This is a genomic window from Agarivorans albus (assembly GCF_019670105.1).
Classification (GTDB): Bacteria; Pseudomonadota; Gammaproteobacteria; order Enterobacterales; family Celerinatantimonadaceae; genus Agarivorans; species Agarivorans albus.
Map to the genome: position 1 here is coordinate 4,028,194 of NZ_AP023032.1, position 17,668 is coordinate 4,045,861.

17 protein-coding genes are annotated in these 17,668 nt (G+C 44.1%); 10 read left to right on the forward strand and 7 right to left on the reverse strand.

Annotated features, from left to right (window positions below):
• Positions 1–57 precede the first annotated feature (57 nt).
• Positions 58–588: a hypoxanthine phosphoribosyltransferase gene (gene hpt, locus K5620_RS18255; protein WP_016403574.1), complete on the reverse strand. Its 531-nt coding sequence runs from the start codon at positions 586–588 to the stop codon at positions 58–60.
• Positions 589–879: 291 nt separating this feature from the next.
• Between hpt and K5620_RS18260 the strand changes: the two genes are divergently transcribed.
• The gene (locus tag K5620_RS18260; protein ID WP_016403573.1) at positions 880–1,497 is read left to right on the forward strand and encodes a TetR/AcrR family transcriptional regulator; all 618 of its coding nucleotides are present in this window, start codon (positions 880–882) and stop codon (positions 1,495–1,497) included.
• 26 nt (positions 1,498–1,523) lie between these two features.
• Here the strand turns inward: K5620_RS18260 and mpl are convergent, their stop codons facing one another.
• Together mpl and K5620_RS18270 are read right to left on the reverse strand one after the other, a co-directional pair.
• On the reverse strand, positions 1,524–2,873 hold the full coding sequence (mpl, locus tag K5620_RS18265; RefSeq protein WP_016403572.1) for a UDP-N-acetylmuramate:L-alanyl-gamma-D-glutamyl-meso-diaminopimelate ligase: 1,350 nt from the start codon (positions 2,871–2,873) through the stop codon (positions 1,524–1,526).
• A gap of 67 nt (positions 2,874–2,940) precedes the next feature.
• Positions 2,941–3,273: a hypothetical protein gene (locus tag K5620_RS18270; protein WP_051147667.1), complete on the reverse strand. Its 333-nt coding sequence runs from the start codon at positions 3,271–3,273 to the stop codon at positions 2,941–2,943.
• A gap of 49 nt (positions 3,274–3,322) precedes the next feature.
• On the opposite strand from K5620_RS18270, the gene K5620_RS18275 reads away from it, so the two are divergent.
• The 4 genes from K5620_RS18275 to K5620_RS18290 all read left to right on the forward strand — a co-directional run bounded on the left by K5620_RS18275 (position 3,323) and on the right by K5620_RS18290 (position 6,263).
• Positions 3,323–3,562, forward strand: a complete 240-nt coding sequence (locus K5620_RS18275) for a Kazal-type serine protease inhibitor family protein (RefSeq protein ID WP_016403570.1) — start codon at positions 3,323–3,325, stop codon at positions 3,560–3,562.
• An 81-nt stretch (positions 3,563–3,643) separates the two neighbouring features.
• Positions 3,644–4,564, forward strand: a complete 921-nt coding sequence (locus K5620_RS18280; RefSeq protein ID WP_016403569.1) for a hypothetical protein — start codon at positions 3,644–3,646, stop codon at positions 4,562–4,564.
• 77 nt (positions 4,565–4,641) lie between these two features.
• Positions 4,642–5,184 (forward strand): YtfJ family protein, encoded by a 543-nt coding sequence (locus tag K5620_RS18285; protein WP_016403568.1) that lies wholly within the window; start codon positions 4,642–4,644, stop codon positions 5,182–5,184.
• A gap of 257 nt (positions 5,185–5,441) precedes the next feature.
• Entirely contained in the window at positions 5,442–6,263 is an 822-nt protein-coding gene (locus tag K5620_RS18290) for a TIGR03899 family protein (protein ID WP_016403567.1), read from the forward strand.
• Positions 6,264–6,318: 55 nt separating this feature from the next.
• Here K5620_RS18290 and K5620_RS18295 read toward each other — a convergent pair whose 3' ends face one another.
• The 3 genes from K5620_RS18295 to K5620_RS18305 are packed head-to-tail and all read right to left on the reverse strand — an operon-like array spanning position 6,319 to position 10,557.
• On the reverse strand, positions 6,319–7,071 hold the full coding sequence (locus K5620_RS18295) for a phosphoadenylyl-sulfate reductase (protein ID WP_016403566.1): 753 nt from the start codon (positions 7,069–7,071) through the stop codon (positions 6,319–6,321).
• A complete protein-coding gene (gene cysI / locus K5620_RS18300; RefSeq protein WP_016403565.1) occupies positions 7,064–8,767 on the reverse strand; it encodes an assimilatory sulfite reductase (NADPH) hemoprotein subunit in 1,704 nt (567 codons plus the stop codon). Before cysI ends, K5620_RS18295 begins: the two co-directional genes overlap by 8 nt.
• Positions 8,767–10,557, reverse strand: coding sequence for an assimilatory sulfite reductase (NADPH) flavoprotein subunit (locus K5620_RS18305; protein ID WP_040307604.1), 1,791 nt, complete (start codon positions 10,555–10,557; stop codon positions 8,767–8,769). Before K5620_RS18305 ends, cysI begins: the two co-directional genes overlap by 1 nt.
• A gap of 213 nt (positions 10,558–10,770) precedes the next feature.
• Between K5620_RS18305 and K5620_RS18310 the strand changes: the two genes are divergently transcribed.
• The 5 genes from K5620_RS18310 to K5620_RS18330 all read left to right on the forward strand — a co-directional run bounded on the left by K5620_RS18310 (position 10,771) and on the right by K5620_RS18330 (position 17,146).
• Positions 10,771–12,573, forward strand: a complete 1,803-nt coding sequence (locus K5620_RS18310; protein WP_221077410.1) for an ATP-binding protein — start codon at positions 10,771–10,773, stop codon at positions 12,571–12,573.
• A 14-nt stretch (positions 12,574–12,587) separates the two neighbouring features.
• The gene (locus K5620_RS18315; RefSeq protein WP_016403562.1) at positions 12,588–13,937 is read left to right on the forward strand and encodes a sigma-54-dependent transcriptional regulator; all 1,350 of its coding nucleotides are present in this window, start codon (positions 12,588–12,590) and stop codon (positions 13,935–13,937) included.
• A 200-nt stretch (positions 13,938–14,137) separates the two neighbouring features.
• Positions 14,138–15,118: a TRAP transporter substrate-binding protein gene (locus tag K5620_RS18320; RefSeq protein ID WP_016403561.1), complete on the forward strand. Its 981-nt coding sequence runs from the start codon at positions 14,138–14,140 to the stop codon at positions 15,116–15,118.
• A gap of 69 nt (positions 15,119–15,187) precedes the next feature.
• Positions 15,188–15,724 carry a TRAP transporter small permease gene (locus K5620_RS18325; protein ID WP_016403560.1) on the forward strand — a complete coding sequence of 179 codons (537 nt, stop codon included), beginning with the start codon at positions 15,188–15,190 and terminating at the stop codon, positions 15,722–15,724.
• A 24-nt stretch (positions 15,725–15,748) separates the two neighbouring features.
• Positions 15,749–17,146 (forward strand): TRAP transporter large permease, encoded by a 1,398-nt coding sequence (locus tag K5620_RS18330; protein ID WP_016403559.1) that lies wholly within the window; start codon positions 15,749–15,751, stop codon positions 17,144–17,146.
• 55 nt (positions 17,147–17,201) lie between these two features.
• Here K5620_RS18330 and K5620_RS18335 read toward each other — a convergent pair whose 3' ends face one another.
• Entirely contained in the window at positions 17,202–17,648 is a 447-nt protein-coding gene (locus tag K5620_RS18335; protein WP_016403558.1) for an acyl-CoA thioesterase, read from the reverse strand.
• Positions 17,649–17,668: the final 20 nt, after the last annotated feature.

The following is a 17,668-nucleotide window of genomic DNA, read 5'->3' on the forward strand; positions in this document are numbered from 1 at the left end:
ATCACAACTTAAATTAACAATAAAAAAATGGGCCCTTAGGGCCCAATGATTAACCACTTAGTCTAGCGGTATCACTTTGCCCACATAGGGTAGATTGCGGTAGTACTGGTCAAAATCAAGGCCATAGCCAATCACAAATTCGTCAGGAATAGTGAATCCAGCCCAATCAACAGGCACTTCAACTTCTCGGCGTGAAGGCTTATCTAGCAAAGTACAAATAGATACGCTGTTTGGCTCACGCAAAGACAGCATTTCTCTCACTTTGCTTAAGGTATTACCGGTATCGATAATATCTTCTACGATGATCACGTCGCAGCCTTTAATATCATCATCTAAATCTTTTAGTACACGAACGTCTCGGGTACTTACCATGCTACTGCCGTAGCTTGATACCGTCATGAAATCGAGCGTTAAGCTACGATCAATTTTACGCGCCAAATCAGACAGAAAAATACAAGAGCCACGTAATAAGCCAACCAGTACCAATTTACGGTCAGATGAGAACTTTTGTTCAATCTCCTTACCAATTTCTGCTACTCGTTGAGCAATTTCCTGCTCGCTGATCATTTCTTCTACGCGATGTTTCATAATGTCGACCTATCAATTGGCTGAGTATCTCAGCAAAAACTTATCTAGCATGAATGAAAAAAGAAAAACAAATATACGAATTATCAATAAATTAACAAACAAATCATTAGTTGTTTATATCAATAGCTATTAATTAGCTTGTAAATACACTATGATTTAATTGAAAGGCATTCGCATGTCGTCGGTTCTTTTTCACTGAACGACACATTTTAGATGATTTTTATCTGAAATGGTAAACAAGAAATGCCTCATAAAAAATAATAATTGAAATAACAAACGCGAGAACAAACTATGCAAACTAGCACCTTAAGACGCCGTACCCGGCTGTCACCAGAAGTTCGCCGTAAACAGCTCATGCAATGCGCTGTTGAAATTTTTGCCCGTCGTGGTATTGGTCGTGCAGGTCACGCCGAAATCGCTGAACTAGCAAACGTATCGGTAGCAACTGTTTTTAACTACTTTAATACCCGTGAAGACCTAGTGGATGCTGTTCTATCTGAGGTAGAACAAACTATGTTAGGTTTGGTTGAGCAAACTTACCCAACTGATGAAAATGCGATTACTGCTATCCAGCATCATTTGTCAGCTTTGGTAGAACTGGCTTACAGCAACTCAGATGTGACTCACATTTGGCTAGAGTGGAGCTCTTCAGTACGTGAAGACGTATGGCCACGTTTTAGCGCTGTAATGGCTAAAATCAACCAACAAATTGGCGAGAGCATTCAATCGGGCTTCGATAGCAAAGAAATCAGTAGCGCGCTAAATGCTTTACAAGCTGCTCAAGCGATTAACGCAGGATTGTACCTAGCAGTGCAAATGATTAATCGACCAGACAGCCCAGAGCGCCAAGAAGTTGTAGATTTCTTGAATGACTTTGTATTGTCACTACTGCGCCCACCGGGTAAGTAAGTAGTAAGGGCCCTAAGGGCCCTTTTTTAATCCTTGATTAACGCACTAAGCTTAGTGTGTATACCTTCAAACCCGCCATTGCTCATTACCAAAATCTGATCACCTTCGGCCATCATTTCAGCTACTTGCTCAACTATCTCGGCAATACTGCTAGCGACCTTCGCCTGCTTAAGCGTGGCTGCTGTATTAGCAATGTATTGGTTGCTTTGATCTGGCTGATACAAAAATACCACGTCGGCCACTTGTAAACTCTCGGCTAAACGTTCTTGATGTACGCCCATTTTCATGGTGTTAGAGCGCGCCTCTAAAATTGCAATAATTCGCTGCTTTCCTACTTGGGCGCGTAAACCAGCTAAGGTACTACTGATTGCACTTGGATGATGGGCAAAGTCATCAAATAAACGAATACCATTTTGCTCAGCTAACAATTCGAGGCGTCGTTTAGGTGGTAAGAATGTTTGTAAGCTATCAATAGCAAGGCTAGGCAAAACCCCAACATGACGGGCTGCGGCAATTGCCATTAAGGCATTCTCAGCATTGTGCTGACCAATTAAATCCCAACTTAAAATACCTTGGGATTGACCATTTAATACTATATCCAGCTCGCTACAATCACTTTTATTAGCGTGCCACTGCCACGCTTCACCGTCTCCAGTTTGCTCCAGATCAGACCAACATCCTTGCTTAATAACCTGCTGAATTGCTTCATTATTTTTTGGTGCGATAACTCGGCCAGAAGCTGGAACTATTCTCATTAAGTGATGAAACTGCTTTTGAATTGCAGCCAAATCGTCAAATATATCAGCATGGTCAAACTCTAAGTTGTTTAATACCAAAGTGCGCGGTTGATAATGAACAAATTTGGAGCGTTTATCAAAAAATGCGCTGTCATACTCGTCTGCTTCCACCACAAAAAATGGCGTATCACCTAATCGAGCAGACCCTGAAAAGTTACGCGGAACACCACCGATAAGGTAACCGGGCGCCATATCGTTATCTTCCAAAATCCACGCTAGCATACTTGCTGTAGTCGTTTTACCGTGTGTGCCTGCCACCGCCAATACCCACTTTTCGGGTAAAATATACTGTTTAAGCCACTCTGGACCGGAGCAGTATTTGAGGCCTTTGTCTAAAACATATTCAACACAAGGGTTGCCCCGACTCATGGCATTCCCTACTACCACTAGATCAGGAGCAGGCTCTAATTGGACAGGATCATAACCCTGAATAAGCTCTATACCTAAGGACTCCAATTGCGTGCTCATGGGTGGATATACGTTTAAATCACTGCCCGTTACACGCATTCCAGACTCACGTGCAAGCATCGCCAAACCACCCATAAAGGTGCCACAAATACCTAAAATATGAATATGCATAAATACAATATGTTTGAAAGCAAAAACCAGCGCCTAGAATAGCACTTAACGCCACAAATTATTGAAGCTAATGTGTATTTCTGCGGGTTGTTTCTGGATCAGGAATTTGAATATATAACTGCTGTTGCTGGTAGCGGTATGGTCGATACCAATTTAAACCACATTGATAGTCGCCAGTTGCGTTAAAAACACAACCAATGGGAAGCTCTCTTAACCACTGCAGTTGAGCTTGATTGCGCAGCTGCTCCTGCCATAAATGTTGCTCTAGCAGCTCTTTTTGTAGCTCAAAGGCATCAACCTTGTTTGGGTCTGAGCTTTTTTGCACAATAATAGGGCCAGCAGTGGCAGAAAAAGCCAGCAGAAACATAGTAATAAAAGCGTATTTCAGTCGACGCATCATAAGTTTATCATCTACAATCTAAAGCCTTTAAAAGTTTAGGTGATTGCTCATGATTAAGCACGTTGTTATCGCATTTTTTACTCTTATTTTAATGGCCTGTAGCCAAACTCCAGAGTCAATGCTCAAGGTTGATGGTAGCTGTGAAGAACCTCGTCCACAGATTTGTACTATGGAATATGACCCAGTATGTGGCGAAGTGGGTGGTGAGTTGAAAGAGTACGGTAATGCCTGTTCTGCCTGTGGCGATCCTGAGATAAATACTTATCAAAAAGGCGCCTGCCCAAAGTAACAAATAATTAACAAAATTTAGCAAACTCGCCAATCAGTGCTATTTACTTAAGGTATAGCTAATTAGCACTGAGAGGCGATTATGAGTCGAACTGCTGCACTGGGCTTGCTTTGTTTAAGCAGCTTACTTTTTAGTAATCAGTCTCTTAGCATTGCTGCCAATGAACAACTTGGTGACAATACATTCTATGGCGAATGGCAATGGTCTGATACACAAGGTCAATATCAGCAGCTAAAACTTCAATTTTCTGAAGATTTAATTCATCAGTCTGAAGTAGAAACCTTTCGGTTAAGTTACAGCCTAACTTACCCATCGCAGGCAATTAGCGCTTATTTAAGCCCACGCTTAGAACATGCTGTTGCAATGATTAACCAGTATGTCGATGACCCCGAAACCCGTTTAGATGACATCCTTCAAGCACTGCGTAGTGACAGTGACAGCCCCTCTTCAAAAATGCTGTGGGATGCCTATGAACAATATACTCACGATGCATTTCGTCACCTAGGGCTGCTGCCATGCTTACACCCACAAGGGGCGCAGTACCCCTGTGTTCGCCCTAATTACTCACAGCTGTTTTATCAAAATCGCGACCGCGTAAATCCAATTATTGAGCACTTCACCCAGCAGGGAGATTTGAATAGATCACTTGCAGAAGCTCAAGCTTGGTTACTTACTATACCCAGCAAACAGGAGAACAATTACAGCTTTACTTCTCCGGTAGATGTATTAAAAGACAACCGAGCCGATAGCGATGAGCGCGCCTTATTGCTCGCGCTAGTATTAAGTGAACTGGCACCCAACTATCCTTTGTATATGGTATATCCGGCAGACAGCGTTGGAAGTGCTTCACCCGCTTGGTTAACCATTGATGCCAGCAGCGGTATCGAAGGACCTACAATAATCATTGGAGATAGTGCTCATACCCTTGTTTCAGGTTCGTCAGAGCTCATAAAAGAGATGTTGCTCGCAGAAGTACAATTGATTAGCGATGCCCTCTATTAAGATTTGTTGATTTTTTGTTATAAATGTTTCACACAGGTCTGACCTGATTAACTCAGCCAAGCATAAAGGATTACCACGTGAAGCATCTATTACTACTTTTAAGCCTACTACCAGCATGGGCGATGGCACTTAACGTAAATACTGGCGGCAACCTACCTAGCATTGATATCGATAACGCAGGGGAACTACAGCTTGCTGGCGACGATATCAGCTATAGCGCTTGGAGCACCCAACAACTTAACGGCAAGGTGATGCTTATTCAAGCGATGGCCGGGCGAACGAGTGCTAAAGAACTCAATGCACCAATGATCGAAGCAGTAAAGCAAGCCAAATTTGGCGATGATGTTTACCAAACAGTAACCATAGTAAATCTAGATGACGCCATCTTTGGCACTTCTGGTTTTGTAAAAGGGAAACTAAAGAAAAACAAAAAAGCCTTTCCAAAAGCGAGCTTCGTACTAGATAAAAAAGGAGAGTTGTTTGAGCTATGGCAGCTAAAAGCAAAGTCTTCGGCCATTATTCTACTTGATGCCAGCGGCACCGTTTTATTTGCTAAGGATGGAGAGTTAAATCAACAAGAAATCGATCAGGTGATTGGTTTGATTGAAGCAAATATCTAACTCAAACAACAGTGAAAAGTTGATAGGCGTAAACTTAATTACGCCTATTCAAACATTGTCATTAACACCAACAAGCTAACAACGTAAGCACTCATTAAAACAGTTAGAACTTTATGTCGTTTAGTCCATACGGTAAGGTTTTTTAACACAACCACCCCCTTATCACCAGTTAACCTAAATTTAACACTTTTAACAATGATTGCAAACTTGCTTTATCGGTGAATCCTCAGTAAAAATGAGGCAGCGAGGAGTAATTCATGTCAGATAAGCCGATCATCGAGAACAAAAACAGCCAAGTTGAGAACAGTAAACTGCAATTAGCCAAAATAGCTAAGCAGCGCGGTTTAGATGCCCTATTACATAAGGAAAAGGCTGCTTCTACCTGGTCACAACGCGCTAAGGTTAGGACTACCGTTGAACTAGCTACGCAACAAAAAAACCTAGAAAGTATTTTCTACTTTGCCGCACAAAAAACCAGTGAACAAGACGTAGGCAGTGAACCTGACGCTGATTGGTTGACCGAGTTTTTGCACTTAGCTAGCAATACCCAAGTTAAATCAATGCAAATGTTGTGGGCCGATATTCTAAGCCAAGAGCTTGCTACTCCTGGTAGCTTTTCGGTTAAAGCGCTGCGCACCTTAAAACTAATGACGCAACGTGAAGCAATGTGGTTTCAAACCGCCTGTGAATTAAGCTCTAGTGTAGGTGGAGAAACTAACAACAAGATCTTAACCGGCGTTGCAAGGCCAGCTAGTAATTTAGGTTTGGTAAGAGCCAAATTAGACAAAATTAGCTTAGGACAGCATCGCATGCCTTATCACCATGTTTTGCAGTTAACTGACTTAGGGTTAATTTTCGATAAGGAACTCGAGATCCGCCCTTCATCACATCACGACACACCATTGATACATGGGCAAGCACACTATGCTTTAAAACCTCGCTATAAAGGCGCTAGGCTGCTTTACCATCGCTTTACTCCCATTGGTGATGAGCTGGCTAAACTGATTACTACTCAGCCTATTGCTTCTTATCAAGAGCATTTAGAACAACTATTACATAACTATTTTGAGCTTCACTAAGTTTTAAAAACAAAAAACGCGGCTAAGGCCGCGTTTTGGTTTAACTCTGACAAATCTAAATACCGCTGCCAGCTACTTCTTCGTGTAAGCCACATTCTCGCTTCAAGCCGAAGAAGCGAGTATCTTCTTCACTCATCCCAGCTTGCAAGGGTTGTGAGGTTTGCACATCCCCAACCGACACATAGCCTTGTTCCCACAAAGGGTGATAAGGCAAGTTGTGATCTTTTAAGTAATAGTGCACATCTTTATTACTCCAATCGATAATGGGTAATATCTTGAAGGCACCATTTTGAATTTGCAGCACAGGTAAGTCTGAACGAGAAGACGACTGACTGCGACGTAAACCAGAGAACCAGCTCTTAACTTCTAGCTCTTTAAAAGCGCGCTGCATAGGCTCAACTTTATTCAAGGTGTTGTATTGCTTTAAACCTTCAACACCTTGCTCCCAAAGCTTACCAAAACGCGCCTCTTGCCAAGCGTTAGACTGCTTCGACTTATATACCTGTAAGTTAAGGTTTAAGCGTTCAGTTAGCTCATCAATAAAGCGGTATGTTTCAGGAAACAAGTAGCCTGTATCGGTAAGTATCACCGGAATATCAGGCTTAATTTGCGTCAACAGGTGCAAACTAACCGCAGCTTGAATGCCAAAGCTAGAGGTTAATACTACTTGCTGGGGCAAGTTCTCTAGGGCCCAAGCCGCACGTTGTTGTGCACTCATTCCTTCAAGTTCTTTATTTACTTCAGATAACTCAGCAACACGGGCCTCAACAGGGAGTGCAGCCAGTTGCTCCAAATCTAAGTTAGTCATGAAAATCCCTAACGCTTACTTTTACTTCAGCGACAATTCCAGCACGAATTACAAAGTCACCAAAAGCTTCATCTTGCTCACGCTCTTTAGCCCAGCGAGCAATTAAACCGTCTAATTCAGACAAGATTTCTTGCTCACCAATGCCCTCTAAATAGAGTTTTGGAATACGTGTTCCGCTTTGGTTACCACCTAGATATAAGTTGTACTTACCAGGTCCTTTGCCCACCAAGCCTGCTTCGGCAAGCATGGCGCGGCCACAACCGTTAGGACAGCCAGTTACTCGTAAAATAATGTGCTCATCGTTCATTGCGTGCTTAGCCAGCAATTGCTCTACATCGTCAACTAAACCTGGCAAGTAACGCTCGGCTTCAGCCATGGCTAGTGGACACGTTGGGAACGCAACACAAGCCATAGAATTTAGACGCTGCGAACTGTGACTATCATCAATTAAGCCATGTTCACGTGCAAGCTTTTCTATTTTGGCTTTGTCTTTAGCTGCTACACCCGCAATAACTAAGTTTTGGTTAGCGGTCATGCGGAAATCACCTTTGTGAATTTCAGCAATTTTGGCAACGCCGGTTTTCAAGGCCTTTTCTGGGTAATCTAACAAGCGGCCGTTTTCAATAAATACCGTTAAGTGGTACTTACCGTCAATGCCTTCTACCCAGCCAATACGGTCACCGCGAGAGGTAAACTCATAGGGGCGACTTGCTTCGAAGTTAATGCCAGCGCGCTTTTCAACCTCTTGCTTAAAGGTATCGCTACCCACTCGGTCAAGCGTGTATTTGGTTTTAGCATTTTTGCGATTAACTCGGTTACCCCAGTCGCGCTGCGTAGTTACTACTGCCGCAGCCACATCTAAGGTTTTATCAAGAGGAACAAAACCAAAGTCATCGGCGCGACGCGGGTAAGTAGACTTATCACCGTGAGTCATCGCAAGGCCACCGCCTACCAATACGTTAAAACCTACTAACTTACCGTTATCAGCAATCGCAACAAAGTTAAGGTCGTTAGCGTGCACGTCTATGTCATTATGAGGTGGGATCACTACCGTGGTTTTAAATTTACGCGGTAAGTAATTAGAACCTAAAATAGGCTCCTCTTCGCCACCTTCAACCTTTTCACCATCTAGCCAAATCTCGGCGTAAGCGCGAGTTTTAGGTAATAGGTGTTCACTGATTTTAGTCGCCCACTCGTAAGCTTCTTGGTGCAGTTCAGATTCAACCGGATTGCTGGTACATAATACGTTTCGGTTAACATCACCGGCGGTTGCAATTGAATCAATGCCAATACTGTTAAGTGTTTGGTGCATTAATTTAATGTTTGGCTTTAATACGCCGTGAAACTGAAAAGTTTGACGTGTGGTTAAACGAATACTGCCATACATAGTGTGCTCGGTAGCAAACTTATCAATGGCCAACCACTGCTTAGGCTGAATAATCCCGCCAGGCATACGCGCACGTAACATTACATTGTGCAGCGGCTCTAGCTTTTGCTTGGTTCGCTCGGCACGAATATCACGATCATCTTGCTGGTACATACCGTGGAAACGAATTAACTGGAAGTTATCTGCTGTAAACCCACCAGTGATACGATCACTTAGGTCAGCTTCAATAGTGCCACGCAGGAAGTTACTCTCTCGCTTTAGGCGCTCATTATCTGACAACTTGCCTTCAACAATTAGATCCGAACTCATTAGTAAACATCCTTCTGGTAACGCTTAGCGCTGCGTAACTGTTTTAAATACTCTTCTGCTTGCTCAGGGCTTTGTTTGCCTTGCTCAGCAATAATATCGATAAGGGCTTGGTGAACATCTTTCGCCATGCGGTTAGCATCACCACAAATGTATAGGTGGGCACCTTCTTCTAACCATTGAAAAACTTCTTCAGCATTTTCTCTTAGGCGATCTTGCACATAGATTTTCTCCGCTTGATCACGCGAGAATGCTACGTCTAACTTACTTAACAAGCCTGATTTCAAGTAGCCTTGCCATTCGGTTTGATATAAGAAGTCTTGAGTAAAGGTTTGATCACCAAAGAACAACCAGTTTTTACCTTCAGCATCGCCGGCATCACGCTGTTGCATAAATGCGCGGAATGGCGCGATGCCCGTACCTGGACCAACCATAATTACTGGCGTATCAGGGTTGCTTGGCAAGCGGAAGTTGTCGTTATGCTCAACAAATACTTTAACTTGAGCGCCTTCTTCAGCACGTGCGCCTAAGAAACCAGAAGCACCACCCAAACGCTGTTCATCACCCTGTTGGTAGCTCACTACACCAACCGTTAAATGAACCTCTTCTTCTACTTCTGCTTGAGCAGAAGCAATAGAGTAAAGTCGCGGAGTAATTTTACGCAAAGCATCAACAAAATCTTGTGCAGCCACTTTGGCTTTTTTCTCTAGCAATACATCAATCACTTGATGATTAGCGGCGTACTCTCGCAGTTTGTCTTTATCGGCAACCACAGTTTGCAGTTTTTTGCTGGCAGACCAATTAGCCCAAGCTTCAACAAACGCGCCACTAGTTTGAGTAATTTCTAACTTTTCAGTTAGTGCGTCGGCTAAGCTAAATTCTTGGTCGTCAATACTAACGGTTTGGTCTTCTTTAAAACCTAAACGCGCGATAATTTTAGCCACTAACTCGCGGTCATTTTCAAACCATACGCCTAGGGCATCACCGGCTTGGTATTGAATGCCTGAATCAGCTAAGTCAATTTCAACATGGCGAACATCTTTCGCTGAATCACGACCAGTGATCTTCTGGCTTAAGCTCAGCTCAGCAGCATAAGGGTTCTTTTTGTTATATTGACTAGCTGCTGGAGCGTTTACCGGCAAGCTAACCACCGAGCCAGTCGCTTCTGCGCTTAAGGTTTGCTTAACTTCGGCTAATGCTTGCTCAGTCCAGCTTGCAGCGTCTTTGTCGTAATCAACATCACAATCAACACGCTCACATACACGCTCTGCGCCTAAAGCCGCTAAACGCTCATCAAGATCTTTACCGGTTTGGCAGAAAAACTCATAACTTGAATCGCCTAAAGCCAATACACTGTATTTCAAGTTATCCAGTTTAGGTGCTTTTTTAGAGGCTAAAAACTCGTGGAACTCAATAGCATCATCAGGTGGCTCGCCTTCACCATTAGTACTGGCAACAATCAACAAATGGGTTTCATTCTTCAGGCTTTTTGCTTTGTAATCAGCCACATTAACAACTTCGGCATTAATGTCTTGAGCTTGAGCAGCAGCATGCAACTCTTCCGCAACACCTTTGGCATTGCCCGTTTGAGAAGCATAAAGAATAGTTAGTTTGCCTGCAGGTTGTGCTTGCGCAAGCGGTGCCAATTGACCGGCGTTTTGTCCTACGCCCGCCAGGTAACCACTTACCCAGGCGAGTTGAGTTACCGACAGCTCAGCCGTAGCCTGTTGCAGCAGGCTAACCTGTTGCTCAGACAATGGACTAGCCAATGACGAAAGTTCCTTTAACAGCATTTTATCGCACCCTAGATTCACAATTGCAGCTAGTCTACCCAAGCACGACCTAAGACAATAAAGAATAAAACGGGATTTTTTATAACCGTAGGTAATATATAGTCACTTAGCAGCGAGCAATCCGTTCACAATTTGCACTATGTGACTGAACAACCAGCAATATCGGCAATTGTTATATAAGCTTATTTTATTCCCTTGGTTAATTGGTTCGCGATGGAACAGCGTTCAAAAAACAATATTCCCTTAAGGCAAAAGCTGCTGCTAGTGCTAGCTTGGTTGCTACTGTCATTGCTGGCGGGTGTCACTGAGCAATACCAAGCTAAGCAGCAACAGCAAAGCCAACTACTTGAAGAAAGCCAACGTTTACAACGCAGTATTCAGCATGAGCTGGATAGATTTCGCAACTTCCCTAAGGTGCTGGCGATTCAGCAGCAACTGTCCGAGCCACTTAGTCTTAATGTTACCAGCCAGCGTCGTCACGCTCTTAACCTCTACCTGCAACATGTAAACGATCTACAAGGTAGTGATGTTACCTACTTACTCGACCCTAGCGGCACCACCTTGGCCTCGAGTAATTGGCAAAGTGCACGCTCGTTTGTGGGTAGTAACTATAGCTACCGTCCCTATTTCCAAACCGCTATCTTAGGTAAATACGGGCAATACTTTGCCTTGGGCTCTCGCTCAGGCATTCGCGGCTATTACTTTTCTGCGCCAGTAAAAATACAACAACGGGTAGTTGGGGTAATAGTGGTAAAAGTCGCGCTAAACATTATTGATAAGAGCTGGCGAGACCCTAACTTTGAGTACCTACTCACCGACAAACACGGTGTGGTTTTTTACGCCTCGCAAGCTCACTGGCTTTACCGCAGCATTAAAGCCTTGCCAGAATCGTTGCGTCAGCAGCTAATCAACTCTCGCCAATATGGCGAACACCAGCTAAAAAATATGGCGCAAGACTTACGCCCAAACAGTATTAACTTGCCCAATTACGGCGGCCAACGAGTAGACTACATTAGCACCAACCGAGTATTGCCCACCGCCGGTTGGCGTTTATATGCTTTATCTAAAGACAGTGGTTATATAGGCGATATAGCTGAGGCGCTATTTTTAAGTTCGCTATTTTATCTTGGCTTGGTATTGCTTTATTTATATTGGCGACAGCTACAACTAAGCCGTGCAATGCAAGCCCAGGCCAACCATCAATTAGAAGAAAGAGTTACGCAACGCACCGCCGAGCTTACTCAAAGCAATCAACAATTACAGCAAGCCATTGATGACTATCGCCGTACCGCCAATACCCTTAAAAAAACTGAAGATGAACTGGTGCAAGCCGCTAAACTTGCCACCCTAGGGGAGCTCTCTGCGGGGATAAATCACGAACTAAACCAACCGTTAACGGCCATGCAAAGCTATGCCGAAAACGCCCTGCGCTTCCAACAAAAACAGCAACATGAACAAGTGACTCACAACCTACAAGACATCATTAAACTCACCTCTATGATGAGTAAAATGATTGCTAAATTTAAGATTTTCTCGAGGAAGTCCAGCGGACAAACCAGTGCGGTATCTAGCGCAGTTTCGATTAACGCTGCCCTATCTATTCTCGCCAACCGAATTGTCGCCAATAACATTAAAATTGAATTTAGCGGCCAAGATGAGCAATGGGTAAAAGCCGACGCCATTCAACTAGAGCAAGTATTAATAAACCTTGTTAACAATGCCATTGACGCCCTAGAAGGCATTCAATCTCCCCGACTAGGCATTAGACAATATCAGCAAGACAACTGGCAGTGCATTGCTATTTGGGATAACGGACCAATGTTAAGTGAGGAACAACAGCAACGCATATTTGAACCCTTTTTCACTACCAAAAAACAAGGCTTGGGTTTAGGCATGGCAATATCTAAACGTTTAATCGAGTCTTTTGAAGGCGAACTGAGCGTGAGTAACTTAGCGGATATTGGCCCTGAGTTTGTTATTCGTTTACGCACTCACACCCCACCTGCTAATAGTTAACACTAGAGGTAACTGTGTATACACCGGTAATAATCATTGATGACGATCCCGATATTTTGCGCTCTCTGGGACAAACTTTAGAGTTAGAAGACTACGAATGTCTGCGCTTTGAAAATGCCGAACAGGCTTTACGGCAAATTAAACCTACCTGGCCAGGCGTAATCATTTCCGACATCAATATGCCAGGTTTAAGCGGCTTAGAGATGATGCAACAAGCCCATCAAATTGATACCGATTTACCGATTATTCTGCTTACTGGCCATGGTGATATATCTATGGCCATTAAGGCGATTCGCGATGGTGCATATGATTTCTTAGAGAAACCTTTTTCCACCAGCCACTTATTAGATGTTCTGCAAAGAGCCATAGAAAAGCGCCGACTCACCTTAGAAAACCGCGAGTTAAAAGCGGAGTTGGACGCTCAAAGTGGCCCAGGGCCACGGATACTTGGCTCTACGCCCGCAATCACCCGCATGCGCAAAATTCTTAGCCATATTAAAGATACCCCTGCTGATGTATTAATTCATGGTGAAACTGGCACCGGTAAAGAACTGGTTGCGCGCTTTTTACATGACCATAGCGTGCGCGCCAAACAGCCTTTTGTGGCAATCAACTGTGGTGCAGTGCCAGAAACAATGATTGAAAGCGAGTTATTTGGCCACGAAGCGGGTGCATTTACCGGAGCACAAAAAAAGCGCATAGGCAAAATTGCCTTTGCCAATCACGGCACCTTATTTCTCGACGAGATAGAGAGCATGCCAATGGCGCTGCAGATTAAGCTGCTACGGGTGCTGGAAGAGCGCAGCGTAGAACCATTAGGCAGCAACCAAGCCACTGCGCTTAATATTCGCGTTATTGCCGCCACCAAAAGTGATTTAAAAGATCTGGGCGAGCAAGGTGAGTTTCGCAGCGATTTGTATTACCGCTTAAACGTTGTTGAGGTGCACATACCCGCTTTACGTGAACGTGCTGAAGACATTCCATTACTATTGGAAAACTTTCTGCGGGTAGCTGCTGCTCGCTATCAGTTAAATAGCCCCGAAGTCTCGCCGTCACGTTTAGCCGAATTAGTTAACCATGACTGGCCCGGCAATGTTCGCGAGCTACGTAACCTAGCTGAGCGTTGGGTATTGATGGGCGAAGATGCGGCATTTAGCGAGAGTCAAAACCACCAGCAGTCACTGAGTTTAATGGAACAGCTTTATCGTTTTGAACGCACCTTGCTGCAAGATGCACTACAGCGCCATAAAGGCCATTTAAAGACCGTGCAGGAAGAGCTACAAATCGGCCGTAAAACCCTTTACGAAAAGATGAAAAAGTATCAATTAGACAAGGGCGACTACAAAGAAGTCGAACCCGAGTAATGGGGGGAAACCGACCCATTTTCCATTATTAGATGGGGGCGAATCCCCCCATAACTTTAGCTGTAGATAGATTCACCGATTAAGAAAAAAACAACTAATCTCATTTATTCAAACACTTAGATCCCAACTGAAAACTTGGCTTACTGCTTGCTCTAAGGTGTAGCGTTGTAAACAACCAACCCTACACAAGGAAGAATAAAATGAAGCTATTAGCAAGTACGCTCACCGCTTTAAGCATTGCATTTGCCAGCGCTGTAAATGCCGCCCCCATCGAGCTGAAATTCTCACATGTTGTTGCAGAAAATACTCCTAAAGGCCAAATGGCTTTAAAATTTAAAGAACTCGTCGACCAACGCTTACCCGGAAAAGTAGAAGTTAAAGTTTATCCAAACTCTCAGCTATACGGAGACGGGAAAGAGCTAGAGGCCCTGCTACTGGGTGATGTTGAGCTGATCTCACCTTCGCTGTCTAAATTCAAAAAATACACTAAAAAACTACAAGTATTCGACCTTCCTTTCCTATTCCAAGATATGGCGGCTGTTGAGCGCTTCCAAGCCAGTAGTGCCGGACAAGAGTTGTTGTCTTCACTTGAAAGTAAAGGCTTAGTAGGTTTAGGTTACTTACACAACGGCATGAAACAGCTATCGGCTAACGAGCCGCTTTATACCCCTGCCGATGCAAAAGGCAAAAAGTTCCGCATTATGTCTTCCGATGTATTAGCCGCTCAGTTTGAAGCCGTTGATGCTGTGCCACTTAAAAAGCCCTTTTCAGAGGTTTTTACTCTGCTACAAACCCGCGCCATTGATGGCCAAGAAAATACCTGGTCCAACATTTATTCTAAAAAATTCTTTGAAGTACAAGCCAGCATTACCGAGTCAAACCACGGTGTATTGGACTACCTAATTGTTACTTCAGCCGAGTTTTGGCATGAGCTACCGGACGACATACGCAGTGAGTTAAAGGCAGCTCTAGACGAAGCAGTTGCACACGGTAACCAAATAGCAGCGCAAAAAGCCGAGAAAGATAAGGCCAACATCATGGCTTCAAACCGTTCAGAAATCATTTCTCTAAGCCCAGAGCAACGTCAGCAATGGGTAGAAGCAATGAAACCTGTGTGGCAGCAATTCGAAAGTGAAATTGGCAAAAACATTATTGATGCTGCAGTCGCTGCTAACCAGTAAGTGAAGAAGCGCAGAGTCCCCTCGCTCTGCGCTCATTCATCGACTTACGCTCTTGGATAAGGACATCACATGAAGTTTGTTGCTTGGTTCCGCCGCTTTGAAGAAAACTTCATCGCATTATTGTTGGTGACCATGACGCTACTGGTATTTGTAGAAGTGATCATGCGTTTTGTATTCAACGCCGGCATTCATTGGGTACAAGAAGTCACCTTGTATTGCTCAGCATGGTTAGTACTACTAGGCGCGAGCTGGGGCGTACGAGAAGGCGCTCATATTGGCGTAGATGCCTTTGTAAAGGTGCTTCCCCCCAACCAACGCAAGTGGCTTACCTTAATAGCGCTAAGCCTATGTTTGTTTTATTGCTGTCTATTTATGTATGGCTCTTGGGTTTACCTAAGCAAGCTAGCGCGTATTGGCATTGAGATGGAAGATCTGCCCATAGAAAAGTGGAAAACCATGAGTGTGTTGTTTATTGGCTTTGTACTGTTGGTCATTCGCTTCCTAGAAGTGGGCTGGAAAGTACTAACCAACCAGCAAGACGGCTTTCACCTGGCCGATGAAGCCAAAGAAAGCATGCAACTCGCCGACGAACTAAAAAAACAATAAGCACTTGCGGCAAAGGAACTGACCATGACAACTTTTACTCTGTTTATTCTACTGTTTGTATGCATGATTATTGGCATGCCTATCGCCATCGCGCTTGGCTTTGCTAGCATGACAACCATTCTATTGTTTTCTAACGACTCTTTAGCCTCAGTAGCATTAAAGCTATTTGAAGCCACCTCTGAACACTACACTTTGTTAGCCATCCCCTTTTTCATCTTGTCATCAGCCTTTTTATCCACAGGCGGTGTCGCTCGCAGGCTCATTAATTTTGCCATGGATAGTGTGGGACACATTCGTGGCGGCCTAGCCATGGCCTCGGTATTGGCTTGTATGCTATTTGCGGCAGTATCTGGCTCTAGCCCAGCTACCGTAGCAGCCATTGGCTCTATTGTAATTGCGGGCATGGTGCGCTCTGGTTACCCAGAATCGCTGGCAGCCGGTGTGATTGCCAATGCAGGTACGCTTGGCATTTTGATCCCACCTTCGATTGTGATGCTAGTTTACGCCGCAGCTACCGAAGTATCGGCTTCGCGTATGTTTATGGCAGGGTTTATTCCTGGGATCATGATGGGCACCATTTTAATGATTGCCATTTATATTGTTGCGCGAGTAAAAAACTTGCCAGCTCAAGCCTATCCGGGTTGCAAAAAATGGGCGATTTCGGCACTTAAAGCCACTGGTGGCTTAATGCTGATTGTGATTGTTCTTGGCTCAATTTATGGCGGCGTAGCTAGCCCAACCGAGGCTGCATCGGTGGCAGCAATTTATGCCTTTTTAGTGTCGGTTTATGGCTATCGAGATATTGGCCCAATTAAACACCAAGCTTGGCAGAATGAAGGCGAAAACATAGGCTCGGCGGTTGCCCGTAACTTAATGCTATTCCCTGTTAGTATCTTTAAGTCAGTCAGTGATCCGGAAGTTCGCCAAGTGCTTAAGGATGCGGCAAAGGTGAGCATTATGCTGCTATTCATTATTGCTAACGCAATGTTGTTTGCGCATGTATTAACCACCGAGCGCATTCCTCACATGATTGCCGAGTCCATTGTGGCCTATGGTCTTCAGCCTTGGGCATTCTTGGTAGTAGTGAATATCTTGTTGCTGATTGCTGGTAACTTTATGGAGCCTTCCGCCATTTTGCTTATCATGGCGCCCATCTTGTTCCCTATTGCGACACAACTGGGCATAGATCCCATTCACCTTGGGATCATTATGGTAGTGAATATGGAAATAGGAATGCTTACTCCGCCGGTTGGTTTAAACCTCTTTGTTACAGCGGGGATAACTGGAAAGAGTATGGGGTGGGTAATTAAGGCATGCTTACCTTGGTTAAGCTTATTACTATTCTTCCTGATCTTAATTACTTACATACCGCAAATATCGCTATTTTTGCCTGAGTACTTCGACCGACTAAATGGCTATTAATCTCCCCTCCAAACAAGAAAAAGGCCTGCAAAATATAGCAGGCCTTTTTAGTTGTTTATGCTTTCTCCATGCGCCGCTGGCGGCGTCGTAGCGCATCATTAAATCGCCGTTTAGCGACTTCTGTGTTTGGCTGCAATGGTGGGACTTCTGCAGAGTTACCTAGCTCGTCAACCGCTACCATCGTGAAGAAACAAGAGTGGGTATGGCGAACGGTTTGCTCTTTAAGATTTTTGGCAACCACTTTAATGCCAATTTCCATGGAGGTACGGCCGGTATAATTTACCGAAGCTAAAAAAGTAACAAATTCACCAATCTCTACCGGGTTCTTAAATAGAACTTGGTCCACCGATAGCGTTACCGCGTAATTCCCACAATATTGAATAGCGGTGGTATAGGCCACTTCATCCAACTTTTTCAACATGGCTCCACCATGCATCTTACCGGAGAAATTGGCCATCTCTGGGGTGACCAATATATTCATTTCTGTTTGTGACTTGTCCATGTGGGGCCTAATTGAGTAAC

What these genes read in the sequence shown, in the direction of transcription:
- hpt (WP_016403574.1), bottom strand. Translation starts at nt 588, where the DNA reads ATGAAACATCGCGTAGAAGAAATGATCAGCGAGCAGGAAATTGCTCAA.
- K5620_RS18260 (WP_016403573.1), top strand. Translation starts at nt 880, where the DNA reads ATGCAAACTAGCACCTTAAGACGCCGTACCCGGCTGTCACCAGAAGTT.
- mpl (WP_016403572.1), bottom strand. Translation starts at nt 2,873, where the DNA reads ATGCATATTCATATTTTAGGTATTTGTGGCACCTTTATGGGTGGTTTG.
- K5620_RS18270 (WP_051147667.1), bottom strand. Translation starts at nt 3,273, where the DNA reads ATGATGCGTCGACTGAAATACGCTTTTATTACTATGTTTCTGCTGGCT.
- K5620_RS18275 (WP_016403570.1), top strand. Translation starts at nt 3,323, where the DNA reads ATGATTAAGCACGTTGTTATCGCATTTTTTACTCTTATTTTAATGGCC.
- K5620_RS18280 (WP_016403569.1), top strand. Translation starts at nt 3,644, where the DNA reads ATGAGTCGAACTGCTGCACTGGGCTTGCTTTGTTTAAGCAGCTTACTT.
- K5620_RS18290 (WP_016403567.1), top strand. Translation starts at nt 5,442, where the DNA reads ATGTCAGATAAGCCGATCATCGAGAACAAAAACAGCCAAGTTGAGAAC.
- K5620_RS18295 (WP_016403566.1), bottom strand. Translation starts at nt 7,071, where the DNA reads ATGACTAACTTAGATTTGGAGCAACTGGCTGCACTCCCTGTTGAGGCC.
- cysI (WP_016403565.1), bottom strand. Translation starts at nt 8,767, where the DNA reads ATGAGTTCGGATCTAATTGTTGAAGGCAAGTTGTCAGATAATGAGCGC.
- K5620_RS18305 (WP_040307604.1), bottom strand. Translation starts at nt 10,557, where the DNA reads ATGCTGTTAAAGGAACTTTCGTCATTGGCTAGTCCATTGTCTGAGCAA.
- K5620_RS18310 (WP_221077410.1), top strand. Translation starts at nt 10,771, where the DNA reads ATGGAACAGCGTTCAAAAAACAATATTCCCTTAAGGCAAAAGCTGCTG.
- K5620_RS18320 (WP_016403561.1), top strand. Translation starts at nt 14,138, where the DNA reads ATGAAGCTATTAGCAAGTACGCTCACCGCTTTAAGCATTGCATTTGCC.
- K5620_RS18325 (WP_016403560.1), top strand. Translation starts at nt 15,188, where the DNA reads ATGAAGTTTGTTGCTTGGTTCCGCCGCTTTGAAGAAAACTTCATCGCA.
- K5620_RS18330 (WP_016403559.1), top strand. Translation starts at nt 15,749, where the DNA reads ATGACAACTTTTACTCTGTTTATTCTACTGTTTGTATGCATGATTATT.
- K5620_RS18335 (WP_016403558.1), bottom strand. Translation starts at nt 17,648, where the DNA reads ATGGACAAGTCACAAACAGAAATGAATATATTGGTCACCCCAGAGATG.